The organism is Microbulbifer maximicatervae (SeqCode) (assembly GCF_052467695.1).
The window spans coordinates 2,743,077-2,755,362 of the sequence record NZ_CP174320.1; the positions used below are offsets into that span (position 1 = coordinate 2,743,077).

Below are 12,286 nucleotides of genomic sequence, written 5' to 3' on the forward strand. Positions count from 1 at the left end.
GAGCGCTATTAGCTTAAATTAAAAAAGGCCACAGATAGTGGCCTTTTTTAATTCTGTTTTAACCTTTTAGTTATACTTTTGGAGTTCTGGTGTTTGCTATCCACTCGTCAATAATTTCCTCCAGGGCATCCAGTGGTACTGGGCCGTTGGCCAGAACTGCATTGTGGAATTGGCGAATATCAAACTTTTCTCCCAGTTCTTTTTTGGCTTTCTCGCGGAGCTGTAAAATTTTGAGCATGCCAATTTTGTAGGCTGTTGCCTGGCCGGGTAATACGATATAGCGCTCGACAGCTTTAATAACATCCCCCTCAGGATTAGGGGTGTTTTCCATCAGGTATTGTATGGCTTGTTCTCGGGTCCACTTCTTAGTGTGAATTCCGGTATCGACTACAAGGCGTCCTGCTCGCCACAACTCCATGGCGAGGCGCCCAAAATCTGAGTAGGGGTCTTGGTAGAGTCCCATCTCTTTTGGCACCATTTCAGAGTAAAGGCCCCAACCCTCGGTATAGGCGGTATAGTGACCATATTTGCGGAATTTAGGGATATCCTGTAATTCCTGGGTGATAGAGAGCTGCATATGGTGGCCGGGGATACCCTCGTGGTATGCCAGTGCTTCCATCTGGTAACTGGGCATATCGTCCATGTTGTAGAGGTTGGCATAGTAGATGCCTGGGCGTGATCCGTCGGCAGCAGGTTGCAGGTAAAAAGCTTTACCGGCAGATTTCTCCCGGAATGGTTCTACCGCTCTCACATCGAGGTCCGCTCTAGGTTTGGTGATAAATAACTCGTCCAGCCTACCCTTCATGGTATCGATAATGGTAGTAGCCTTCTCAAGATATGCAGCTTTCCCCTGTTCAGTGGTCGGGTAATAAAATTGCTGGTCGGTGCGCATGAATTCGAAGAAGTTTTTCAACTTACCTTCGAATTTTACTTTACGCATAATTTCACGCATCTCATCATGGATGCGAGTCACTTCTTCAAGGCCAATCCTATGAATTTCTTCGGCTGTCATATCGGTAGATGTGTAAAAGCCGAGGCGAAAATTATAAAAGTCACTGCCATCTGCCAGTTTCCAGGCGCCATCATCAGTAGTTGCGCGTATCTCAAGCTCTTGCAGGTAGTCGATTAGGGTTTTATAGGCGGGGCCAGTGTTGTCTTTTAGTGCTGTTTTAGCTTTATCTATTAAGGACTTTTTCTGCTCTTTACTGATATCGAGACTTTCTACTTTTCCCTTAAAGTCAGCAAATAGAGGGCTGTCCTTTTGTCTGTCAAAAGGAGCACCAGTAATTAGGTTTTGTGCATCTCCAATAACATAGGGGAAAACGAATTTTGGGATAGTGGTGCCAGCTTTGGCGTTTTCTTCCAGTTGGTCTTGCAGCTGTGCGAAATACTGGGGAATTCTATTTAATCGGGAAATATAAGCTTCGGCATCCCTGATGTTATCGATACGGTGCTGGCTGATAAGTGTTGAAGCGGCGCCGGTATGGATGGCGAACATTTGGTTGACTGGGTAATTATGATTTCGCCACTTATAGGCTTCGATCTCTTGTTGCAACGTGCGTTTTGCCAGTCGAAGATTAAGTTGGGTAGGTCGATCCAGTATAGCGGGATCAATTTTATTCAGCTCGGATAATTGACGCTTATTAATTTCATGGGTTTCTTGCGCAAATTCAGGAGTTAGATCATTCCATTTGCCGTACTCCTCTTTCAGACCCAAGAATGTTTTAAATTCAGGGCTGCGGTCTAGATGCTCCTGGAAGAAATTATCGAACAGCAAATTGACCTTCTTGCTGGCCTCGCTCATTTCTTTACTGACCTTCGGGGGAGGTGGCTGATTAAGTGCACTTTCCTCTAAGGGGGCAATCTTATGTGCATCTGCATTGTTGGTACTATCGTTGCAGCCCGTGAGGATGAGTGAGCTTACTGCCGCTGCAATCAGAGTTACTTTTAACTTCATGAGTACAATCCTTGCGTTCAAAGAGTAGCTCTTACTTTTTTATCATTATTTTTGCAGTTAATGGACTTTTTTATGTAAAAGCATCCCATTATTTGGTTTTGTGGATATAAATTCAGCAGAAAATAAGAGCGGTGCACTTTTTTGGTATGGGGAATACTGGGTATGTTTTATTTTGGTGCTTTTATACGACAGTGGCGGCTAAGGTGAGCTGAAAATAGGGGGGGTTGAAATAAGACCACAGTGCCAATCATGCTGGGAGCTGGTGATTGCTTAATAAGAAGTCCGGAGTGTCATTCCGGACTTCCCTGTAAAACAATAAATGCCGTATTGTAAAAACTATACAGAATTTTTACTTCTGCAATGCTCTACTGACGATAAGAAAAAGACAGACAAGTAGTTATCAGGTACTTATCTGTCGCTTCTATTATTTATTGTTGGGTTTTTACTTTTGCAACCCACTCATTAACCAGTTCTTCCAGTACATCCAAGGGGACTGGGCCACTGGCCAGGATAGTGTCGTGGAAGCCGCGAACATCAAACTGATCACCCAGTTCTGTTTTGGCTTTTTCACGCAGCTCGACAATTTTCAGCATACCGATTTTGTATGCGGTCGCTTGGCCAGGCATGACGATATAGCGTTCGATCGCTTTAACCACATCGCCTTTCGGGTTCGGGGTGTTCTCTACGAGGTAGTCGATCGCTTGCTCGCGGGTCCATTTCTTGGCGTGAAGGCCGGTGTCTACCACCAATCGGCCAGCGCGCCACAGTTCCATAGCCAGGCGTCCAAAGTCAGAGTAGGGGTCCTCATAGAAGCCCAATTCCTTGGGTACCAACTCGGAGTAGAGACCCCAGCCTTCGGTATAAGCAGTGTAACCACCGTATTTACGGAACTTGGGAATATCCTGTAATTCCTGAGCGATAGAAAGCTGCATATGGTGGCCGGGGATACCTTCGTGGTAGGCCAATGCTTCCATCTGGTAAGACGGCATATCGTTCATATTGTACAGGTTGGCGTAGTAGATACCTGGGCGCGAACCATCGGGAGCCGGGCGCTGGTAGAAGGCCTTACCCGCAGATTTTTCGCGGAAGGCCTCTACGGCTCTTACATCGAGATCGGCTTTGGGCTTGGTGATAAACAGTTCATCCAGGCGGCCCTTCATGGTGTCGATAATTGCGGTGGCCTTTTCCAGGTATTCCGCTTTACCTTCCTCAGTGGTGGGGTAGTAGAACTGCTTGTCGGTGCGCATGAACTCGAAGAATTCCTGCAAGTTACCTTCGAACTTCACCTTGCGCATAATCTCGCGCATTTCGTCGTGAATACGGGCAACTTCCTTAAGACCGGTTTGGTGGATCTCATCGGCAGTCATATCCGTAGTGGTGTAAACACCGAGGCGGAATTTATAGAACTCTTCGCCGTCTGCCAGTTTCCAGGCGCCGTCGTCAGTGTTGGCTTTTTTCTCAAGCTCTTGCAGGTAGCTGATTAATTTTTCGTAAGCGGGGCCGGCGCTTTCAGTCAGGGCCTGGCTGGCTTTATTGACCAGTGATTTCTTTTGATCTTCACTGATTTCCAGCTTTTCTACTTTGTCTTTAAAGTCTGCAAACAGTGGGCTGTCTTTTTCACCGTTAAAAGGTGCACCGGTGATCAGGTTGCGGGAATCGCTAATAACGTAAGGGAATACAAACTTAGGTACGATTGTGCCGACTGCAGCATTGGCTTTCAGTTGTTCTTCCAACTGGGAGAAATACTTGGGCATGCCGTTCAAGCGGGCGATATAGGCTTCTGCATCGCTGACATCATCAATACGGTGCTGGCTGATCAACAGTGTGGCGGCGCTGGTATGGGTGGCATACATCTGGTTAACAGGGTAGCCGTGGTTACGCCACTTGTAGCCATCAATATCCTGTTGCCAGTTGCGTTTTGCCAGGCGCAGGCTCAGGCGGGTAGCGTCATCCAAGGTGGAAGGATCAATTTTATTCAGTTCCGCCAGCTGACGCTTGTCGAGCTCCAGGGTTTCCTTGGCAAATTCTGGGGAGAGGTTATCCCACTTATCGTAGTCTTCTTTTTTACCCAGGAAAGTTTTGGTCTCTGGACTGCGGGCGAGGTGCTCCTGGAAGAAGTCCTCGAACATCTGGTTTACGCGTTTGACTGCGGCTGGGTCCACTTTTCCTGCGACTTCTTGAGTCGCCGTGCTTTCCGTGGCTGTGGCGGTTGCACTCTGCTCGGCTGTGTTCGGGGCGCCGCGGTCACAGCCGCTGATTACCAGCGCGCTTATGGCGGCTGCGATCAGGGTTGGTTTCAACTTCATGAGCATATTCCCAGTGTTCGGTTCTTCGTTGCTAATTTGTGCCACTCCAGTGGCATTCTTTAGGTTGATTGCCTAAATCCCCCACACTTTATGCGGGATGTGTAGTGCAGATCAGCAGGTATTGTGCTGACTGGAGCAGCATTTGGCCAGTAGTGGGGAGAATTTGATTGGGAGGAGGGCATTAAGAAATAAAAAAAGCGGGCACATGGCCCGCTTTTTCTGGTGACTTCGGGATTAAGCGAAGTTCTGGTTTACAAACTCCCAGTTCACCAGGGCCCAGAAAGCTTCCATGTACTTCGGGCGCAGGTTGCGGTAGTCGATGTAGTAAGCGTGTTCCCAAACATCGCAGGTCAGCAGGGGAGTAACGCCTTCTTCAGTCAGCGGGGTTGCTGCGTTGGAAGTGTTTACAATAGCGACTGAGCCGTCAGCATTTTTTACCAGCCAGGTCCAGCCGGAGCCGAAGTTGTTCACAGCACTGGTAGTAAATGCTTCTTTGAACTGGTCGAAGCTACCGAAGGCTGCGTTGATAGCCTCGGCAATCGCGCCAGTGGCTTCGCCGCCACCGTTAGGGCTCAGGCAGTTCCAGTAGAAAGTGTGGTTCCAAACCTGGGCTGCGTTGTTGAACACACCACCGGAAGAGGACTTGATCACGTCTTCCAGAGATTTGTCAGCGTCAGCAGTGCCTTCCAGCAGGCCGTTCAGCTTGTCTACGTAGGTTTTATGATGTTTGCCGTAGTGGTACTCCAAAGTTTCTTCGGAGATATGCGGTGCCAGGGCGTTCTTAGCGTAGGGGAGTTCAGGCAATTCGAAAGCCATGGTGTTTTCCTTCCTTTGTCTGAGGGTTATTGGTGAGGGCATTCTACACGTGCCGTATCTCAGAATTAAGCCGGCGCGATGGATTAGGGAAGTTTGGGACGATTTCCTCAAACACAAGGGGGGAAGTTTTTGCTGTCAGCTCTATTCGACTGTCGTCTATTATTACTGACGACCGCTTACTTTTTCGTCAATTTTTGGTATAACTGCCGCAGAATTCGACGAATCTGAATGGATTCTATTGTCATATATTTCTGAAAATACGGTACCGGAAAGAGCAGCATAGAACTGGCGGGTACCGGACTCATCAGCACAGTTATCGGGTGTATCGAACCATGCAACGCAAAGAGCCCACACTGGGCGGCAGCGCCGCTCTTGAACCATCACTGGATCTCACTACCAGCGAAGAAAGGAGTGATTCACCAGAGCCCCAGGTGATCGTGGAGGAGCGCCGAGGTGGTTTCTCTTTCTTGGGGCTATGTGCCCTGATTATGGCGATGGGTGGCCTGGGTGCCTCGGGTTTCCTGTACCAGCAATGGCAGGACAGCCGGACCCTGTTGAGTGATGCTGAGACTCGTATTGCCGATGCGGAAAACCGTATTGCTGAACTGGAGAAGCGCTTTAGCCTCTCCGATGAGGAATCTACGGCATCGGTCGAAGTGCTGAATGCAAAAGCCAAGGAAAACTCCTCGGAGATCCGCAAACTGTGGGGTGTTGCCTATGACACCAACCGCAAGAGTATCTCGGCAAATAAAACAGCAGTCGCGGCTAACAAAAAGCAAGTCGCCGCTCTCAGCACAAAGCTCAGCGGCCTCGAGTCCAGCGTGAAGAAAATCGCCGCTGTAGAGGCTTCGCTGGCAGAGTTGCGCAAGGGCAATACAGATTCCCAGCGTGAGATGACCGACAAGCTTGCACGCCTGGAGCGCCAGCTGGCTTCAGTGCGCAGTGACCTGACTATGCGTGTCGGTGCGAATGAAGAGGCTGTAGAGTCTATCGATGCTTACCGCCGTTCGGTGAATAAGGATCTGGTGCAGCTTCGCGATGCGATTCGCTCCCTGCAGTCCAGCGGTGATTCCACAGCTTCATCCATGTAGTTTTCCGGTTGAGTTAAAAAAGGCGGACCTGGTGTCCGCCTTTTTTATTCCGTTTTCCCTTAAGGTGAATGGGATTTCTGGGAATATCTGGGTCAATAACCCTACATTTCGTGTAGAATCGCCGGCCTCGAGACGTTAATCGGAGTTGGCAATGACCACTATCCGCCAGGATGATCTGATCGGCAGCGTGGCCGATGCGCTGCAATTTATTTCTTACTACCACCCACAGGACTTCATTCAGGCCCTGAACAAGGCTTATGAGAAAGAGGTCAACCCGGCGGCCAAGGACGCCATGGCCCAGATCCTGATCAACTCACGCATGTGTGCCGAGGGCCACCGCCCAATCTGTCAGGATACCGGCATTGTCACCGTGAAGTTGAAAGTGGGTATGAATGTGCGTTGGGAAGCGGATATGAGCGTTACCGATATGGTTAACGAAGGTGTTCGCCGGGCCTATCAAAATGCCAGCAACGTGCTGCGTGCCTCTATTCTGGAAGATCCAGATGGTGCCCGTAAGAATACCGGAGACAATACTCCGGCGGTGATTCACTATGAAATCGTTCCCGGTGATACCGTAGAAGTTTATGTGGCAGCTAAAGGCGGCGGCAGCGAAGCCAAAACCAAGTTTGCGATGCTGAACCCATCTGACTCGGTGGTTGACTGGGTGCTGAAGATGGTTCCGCAGATGGGTGCCGGCTGGTGTCCGCCCGGCATGCTGGGTATTGGTATTGGCGGTACCGCTGAGAAAGCGATGCTGTTGGCCAAAGAATCCCTGCTCGACCCCATCGACATTCAGGAGCTGCAAGAGCGCGGAGCCTCTAACCGCGCTGAAGAGCTGCGTCTGGAACTCTATGATTCCGTCAATAAACTGGGCATCGGTGCCCAGGGCCTGGGTGGACTGACCACTGTGTTGGATGTGAAGATCAAGGATTATCCTACCCACGCTGCCAACAAGGCTGTAGCGATCATCCCCAACTGCGCGGCTACCCGTCACACCCACTTTACCCTGGATGGCTCCGGGCCCGCACGCCAGACTCCGCCTAAGTTGGAAGACTGGCCGGAAATTACCCGCGAAGCGGGCAGCAATACCCGTCGGGTAAACCTGAATAACATTACTGCAGAAGATATCCAAAGCTGGCAGCCCGGTGAGACCCTGCTGCTGAACGGCAAGATGCTGACTGGTCGCGATGCGGCGCACAAGAAAATGGTAGATATCCTCGCCAAAGGCGAGAAGTTGCCTGTGGATCTCACCGGCCGCTTTATCTACTACGTAGGCCCGGTAGATCCGGTGCGCGATGAGGTTGTTGGTCCCGCTGGTCCAACCACCGCTACCCGTATGGATAAATTCACTCGCACTATGCTGGAAGAAACCGGCTTGGCGGGGATGATCGGTAAGGCGGAGCGCGGCCCCATGGCAATTGAGGCGATCCGCGATAATAAAGCGGTATACCTTATGGCCGTCGGTGGCGCTGCTTATCTGGTTGCCCAGGCGATTAAAGGCTCCGAAGTTATCGCCTTCCCTGAGCTGGGAATGGAAGCGATTTACGAGTTCGAAGTAGAAGATATGCCGGTAACTGTGGCTGTCGACAGTCAGGGTGAGTCAGTACACACTACTGGCCCGCTGATCTGGAAAGCCAAGATTGCCGAAGGTGAGGTGTAACGCTTCCGCCATTTAAAGAAAAGGCCCCAACAGGGGCCTTTTTTATTGGAATTTATTGCCTTGCTCAGCTAAGTCCGCCAGCATCAGTTCGCGAATAATTGGTATAGGTGCACTGCCATAGCTCAGGAACATCTCGTGGAACCCCTTGAGACTAAAGTTGTTGCCCATTTTCTTTTTGATTTCCTCACGCAGGGCCAAAATATCTGTAAAGCCAGCAAAATAGCTGGTGAGCTGCACTTGGCTTAAGGTCGCCCTGCGCCATTTGCCCTCTGCTTCAGCCTGTTGTTGAAAGGCATCCCTGACCATTAACTTCATCGCCTCTGCTTGGCTGATACCCTTTACCTGTACCTCATAATCCAAAATGGTATTAGTGATAGTGCGCAAGTTCCACTTGTAGTACATCAGCCACAGCTCGGGGGAAAAATTACCGTAACCCGCATCCAGCATCATGCGTTCCGCATAGACGGCCCAGCCTTCGATCATGGCAGTATTGCCGAGAATAGTTTTCAGGATACTGGGGGACTGGTTGGCGTAAACCAGTTGGGTGTAGTGCCCGGGAATCGCTTCATGGATATTGAGTATCTGCAGGATATAGTCGTTGTATTCTCGCAGTAAGCTCTCCGCCCGTTGATCGGAGTAGGTCTCTATGGGCATCACGTTGTAATAGGTATTTGCATTTTTATGGTAGGGGCCAGGCGCATTAATGGAAGCTACAGCAAAGCCTTGCATATAGGCTGGAGTTGTTCGAACTACCAGTGGCTTTTCCTTGTCCAGGCTTAACAGGTTTTTTTCGGTCACAAACTCTGCCAGCTCCGGGATCTGTTGCTCTACTTTTTTCTTGAAAGTGTCTTTGGTGGCATGATATTGGGAAAGCTTGTTCAGCAGCTTTTCAATTTTTACCAGTGGCTCGTTGGGTGGGGAATCAGAAGGAAAGTATTTTGGCCAGAGTTGATCGGCAAGCTTAGTCATTTTATCGTGGGTTAGCTGCTTCTCTATGATGGCGCGCTGGTATAGTTCAGCAGCGCTCATTCCAATATTGATATCAAAATGGAATTTTTCTTCGTAGAGTTTTTCACCGATACGAAAATCACGGAAATTTCCGGATTTAGTCAATTTCTTTTGCAGGTTTTGCAGGAAGTCAATATAGCCTTGTATTGCCAAGCGAGAATCGTGCATTCGCCGTAGGAAAATCTCCTTTGCGTCCGCAGGCATCTGACTTTCTTTAACCGTTTTTTCCAGCTCTTCACCAAAGACTTCCAGTGAGCCTGTACTCTGTTGAATTGCTAATTCAAGCTGTGGCGCTGCCGGACGATAGATAGCTGCCTTAGCGGCCTGATAGTACTCGGGCACTTGCAGCATACGAGTGCTAACGGTATGTAGGCGCTTTAGAAGTGGCGCATAGTCGGTGTTTAGGATCAGGGCAAAAGAATGGGAAACATTATAGATGGATGGGTCCCATTGGTATGACTTAAAGCGGGTATATTGCCATTGTAGTCGCTGCAGAAAATTTTCTATAAGAGCGAGATTACTGCGTGAATTGATATTGAGCTGGCTTTTATCCAAGGCTGCAAATTTGCGTTCATAGATTTGAGCAAAATCCAATACAAATTCACGATAACTCTTATCGGGCACCTGAAGCTCTTTGGCTACTTCATAGTAGCCTTCACTGAGCGCCCAGGATGGGAATAAATTCCATAGGCCGTGTATAAATTGCTGACAGAGCTGCTCGAATGCCAGGTTTGTCTCGGAGCGCATTTCCTCCAGGATAACCTTCTCAGGTGGAGGAAGGCGCTCTCTATCCACTTGCTGGCGCTCACAGGCTCCTAGAGATACTAGAAGTAGTAATAGACTGAGGTGTGCTTTCATGACAATCCTCACGTTAATCTGCCGATGTCGACCCAAGGCTGCGGTGGCCATAGATCGTCCAATATTTTTAGCATGCGGTTCCATTTTGTGATGGTAAAACCGGATAAAATGCGTTTTTGAGCCCTGTACTTGTTTCGTTAAGGGGGGGCGGGTAGAGTGAGGCCGGCCCAATTGAGCCGATAATAAACAAGGTTTTGAGGACCGATTCATGACCGAACTAGCTCAACAACAATGTGAAGCCTGTCGTGCCGATGCGCCGCTGGTGAGTGATGACGAACTGCCAGGACTGCTGCGGCAGATCCCTGACTGGACGCCGATGACCCGTGACGGAATTATGCAGCTGGAACGCGTGTTTAAGTTTCGTAACTTCAAGCAGGCTCTGGCGTTTACCAACCGTGTCGGCGCGATTGCTGAAGAGGTGGGGCATCACCCCGCACTGCTGACTGAATGGGGTAAGGTTACGGTTACCTGGTGGAGTCACGAGGCTAAGGGCCTGCACAAAAATGACTTTATCATGGCTGCTCGCACCGATGAGCAGGTGGATGCCGCTTAACTAGTATTTCTTGTGGCGCCTATATCCGGCTTCGGGAGGCGATGGACCATTTGAAATAGCACTCACCGGTTCTTGGTAATCTTAGGGCTGGTGAGCATCCCAATTTAGCCCCTTTTCCCCAAGACTAGGGGTGTCGTCTAAAGGGAGATAAGTCTTGTCAGAGTATACTTCAACGGTGACCTGGAAACGCGACGAGCAGATTTTCACCGATAATCAATACAGTCGAGCCCACACCTGGCAATTTGATGGTGGGGCATCTATCCCAGCCTCCTCTTCCCCCCATGTTGTACCCATTCCCTATTCAGTAGTTGAAAACGTTGATCCAGAAGAAGCTTTTGTAGCGGCTCTGTCCAGCTGCCATATGTTGTTTTTTCTATCGATTGCAGCCAAGCGAGGGTTTGTGGTTGATGAATATTGCGATGAAGCTATAGGAATTATGGGGGCCGATAAGGATGGTCGAATTGCTATGACTAAAGTTACCCTGCGTCCTTCAGTGCGCTTCTCCGGTGAAAAACAACCCAGTCGCGAGCAGTTAGAAAAAATACATCACCTTTCCCACAAACAGTGTTTTATTGCGAACTCTGTGAAAGCTGAAGTGGTGACAGAGATCCGGGAAGTTCCAATTTAAGGAGCCTATAGCGGTTTGGTTGTCGCTGGGTACTAGATAGGCTTGGCGGCACTATTAATTTGTTTATTTTTTTCGGTAATATATGTACACAATTATTGAGAAAGTAGCTTCTACCGAGGATTTCCTCAAACTGCGAGAGATAACAGGCTTAACCCCCAGAAGCCGTGAAGCAGCGGAAAAAGGCCTTCCAAATAGCTTGTACGGTATCCATATAAAAAGACAATCTGAAACTGTCGCTATGGGGCGGGTAGTGGGGGATGGCGCACTTAATTTTGAGATAGTGGATGTTGCTGTCGATCCCAAATTCCAAGGTATTGGCCTGGGGCGTCAGATCATGGAGCACATTATGGCTTACCTGGATCGAGAAGCCCTTCCTTCAGCATATATTACGTTGATGGCAGATGTTCCCGAGCTTTATAGAAAATTTGGATTTGAATTGAGCCGTCCAGACACTGAAGGGATGTATCTTATCAAATAATAGTACAGAGCTATTATTGTGGATTCGAAGTTGGCTTTACATCAATGAACGAATGATTGATTCAGTGTTGGCTATATCGTTTATGGTATTGAAATCATTTAGGTGTTGAATAGGTTGCTTGTGTTTCATCATACAGTTGATTCCTTTAATTGCGTTACTTTGGATCTTGAGAATTTTTCTGGTACGGAAAATCAGTTCTTGGTTGAACTGGTAGCCATTATAGAAGTATCCAGAGTTAACAGCCGAAAGTTGATATGGATAGATCTCCGAGATGCACTTACCCGGTTTATCCCGATATGCCTAAAGCATGGTTTTACATTTCATAGCTGTCGGGATTCTGCTACAAGGCTGGTTCTTAAGCTTCAGGAAGATGCATATGTTCCCTTCTACCCAACCCATACGGTGGGAGTTGGGGGATTCGTACTTCTTGATGGGCAACTGCTCTGTGTCCAGGGCCACAGTGCAGCATCGAGCCCGAAGCTGCCTGGAGGAACCGTTGATCTGGGTGAAAAGATAGCCGATGCGGTGATTCGTGAGGTTTATGAGGAGACCGGTGTGTCCTGCGAGTTTTCCTCAGTACTCGGATTTGCTACCCGATTTCCTACGAATTTAGGCTATACGGATATCTACTTCGTATGTGAATTGAGTGCCTTAAATCGGGATATTGTAATAACAGATACAGAAGAAATTAAGCATGCTTCCTGGGTAGATATTGACCACTACTTAAATGGAGGGCATATCTCAGCATTTAATAGACATATCGCTGAAATGTCCATGCAAAGGCTTGGTTTAACCCAGGTCAGCCAGGATTCTTACAAGGATCCCTTCGCAAAGCAGGAAATATTTTGGACTAATGCCTAAAAGATCCAAGTGATTAGTTGAGTATATATCGCAGTTTAACTACTTACTTTTTGGGCAGAGGGAAAGACTA

10 protein-coding genes are annotated in these 12,286 nt (G+C 48.8%); 6 read left to right on the forward strand and 4 right to left on the reverse strand.

Annotated features, from left to right (window positions below; genetic code table 11):
• Positions 1-70 precede the first annotated feature (70 nt).
• From ACJJI8_RS12090 to sodB, 3 genes are all read right to left on the reverse strand, one after another.
• The gene (locus tag ACJJI8_RS12090; RefSeq protein ID WP_444932516.1) at positions 71-1,957 is read right to left on the reverse strand and encodes a DUF885 domain-containing protein; all 1,887 of its coding nucleotides are present in this window, start codon (positions 1,955-1,957) and stop codon (positions 71-73) included.
• Between the two features lie 428 nt (positions 1,958-2,385).
• The gene (locus ACJJI8_RS12095; RefSeq protein WP_444894804.1) at positions 2,386-4,263 is read right to left on the reverse strand and encodes a DUF885 domain-containing protein; all 1,878 of its coding nucleotides are present in this window, start codon (positions 4,261-4,263) and stop codon (positions 2,386-2,388) included.
• A gap of 234 nt (positions 4,264-4,497) precedes the next feature.
• Positions 4,498-5,079, reverse strand: coding sequence for a superoxide dismutase [Fe] (gene sodB / locus ACJJI8_RS12100; RefSeq protein WP_108732228.1), 582 nt, complete (start codon positions 5,077-5,079; stop codon positions 4,498-4,500).
• 332 nt (positions 5,080-5,411) lie between these two features.
• On the opposite strand from sodB, the gene ACJJI8_RS12105 reads away from it, so the two are divergent.
• Together ACJJI8_RS12105 and ACJJI8_RS12110 are read left to right on the forward strand one after the other, a co-directional pair.
• A complete protein-coding gene (locus tag ACJJI8_RS12105; protein ID WP_282931689.1) occupies positions 5,412-6,170 on the forward strand; it encodes a coiled-coil domain-containing protein in 759 nt (252 codons plus the stop codon).
• Positions 6,171-6,321: 151 nt separating this feature from the next.
• Entirely contained in the window at positions 6,322-7,830 is a 1,509-nt protein-coding gene (locus tag ACJJI8_RS12110; RefSeq protein WP_444915822.1) for a fumarate hydratase, read from the forward strand.
• 42 nt (positions 7,831-7,872) lie between these two features.
• On the opposite strand, the gene ACJJI8_RS12115 is transcribed toward ACJJI8_RS12110, so the two are convergent.
• Positions 7,873-9,696 carry a DUF885 domain-containing protein gene (locus tag ACJJI8_RS12115; protein WP_444932517.1) on the reverse strand — a complete coding sequence of 608 codons (1,824 nt, stop codon included), beginning with the start codon at positions 9,694-9,696 and terminating at the stop codon, positions 7,873-7,875.
• A 208-nt stretch (positions 9,697-9,904) separates the two neighbouring features.
• On the opposite strand from ACJJI8_RS12115, the gene ACJJI8_RS12120 reads away from it, so the two are divergent.
• The 4 genes from ACJJI8_RS12120 (at position 9,905) to ACJJI8_RS12135 (ending at position 12,216) form a co-directional block, all read left to right on the forward strand.
• Entirely contained in the window at positions 9,905-10,249 is a 345-nt protein-coding gene (locus ACJJI8_RS12120; RefSeq protein ID WP_108732232.1) for a 4a-hydroxytetrahydrobiopterin dehydratase, read from the forward strand.
• 154 nt (positions 10,250-10,403) lie between these two features.
• Positions 10,404-10,877, forward strand: a complete 474-nt coding sequence (locus ACJJI8_RS12125) for an OsmC family protein (RefSeq protein ID WP_444932518.1) — start codon at positions 10,404-10,406, stop codon at positions 10,875-10,877.
• 82 nt (positions 10,878-10,959) lie between these two features.
• Entirely contained in the window at positions 10,960-11,355 is a 396-nt protein-coding gene (locus tag ACJJI8_RS12130; protein WP_444915824.1) for a GNAT family N-acetyltransferase, read from the forward strand.
• 120 nt (positions 11,356-11,475) lie between these two features.
• A complete protein-coding gene (locus ACJJI8_RS12135) occupies positions 11,476-12,216 on the forward strand; it encodes an NUDIX domain-containing protein (protein ID WP_444932519.1) in 741 nt (246 codons plus the stop codon).
• The last annotated feature ends 70 nt before the right edge of the window (positions 12,217-12,286 follow it).

Bases quoted from the DNA above. Each gene is read 5' to 3' on its own strand.
- ACJJI8_RS12090 (WP_444932516.1), bottom strand. From the start codon at position 1,957: ATGAAGTTAAAAGTAACTCTGATTGCAGCGGCAGTAAGCTCACTCATC.
- ACJJI8_RS12095 (WP_444894804.1), bottom strand. From the start codon at position 4,263: ATGAAGTTGAAACCAACCCTGATCGCAGCCGCCATAAGCGCGCTGGTA.
- sodB (WP_108732228.1), bottom strand. From the start codon at position 5,079: ATGGCTTTCGAATTGCCTGAACTCCCCTACGCTAAGAACGCCCTGGCA.
- ACJJI8_RS12105 (WP_282931689.1), top strand. From the start codon at position 5,412: ATGCAACGCAAAGAGCCCACACTGGGCGGCAGCGCCGCTCTTGAACCA.
- ACJJI8_RS12110 (WP_444915822.1), top strand. From the start codon at position 6,322: ATGACCACTATCCGCCAGGATGATCTGATCGGCAGCGTGGCCGATGCG.
- ACJJI8_RS12115 (WP_444932517.1), bottom strand. From the start codon at position 9,696: ATGAAAGCACACCTCAGTCTATTACTACTTCTAGTATCTCTAGGAGCC.
- ACJJI8_RS12120 (WP_108732232.1), top strand. From the start codon at position 9,905: ATGACCGAACTAGCTCAACAACAATGTGAAGCCTGTCGTGCCGATGCG.
- ACJJI8_RS12130 (WP_444915824.1), top strand. From the start codon at position 10,960: ATGTACACAATTATTGAGAAAGTAGCTTCTACCGAGGATTTCCTCAAA.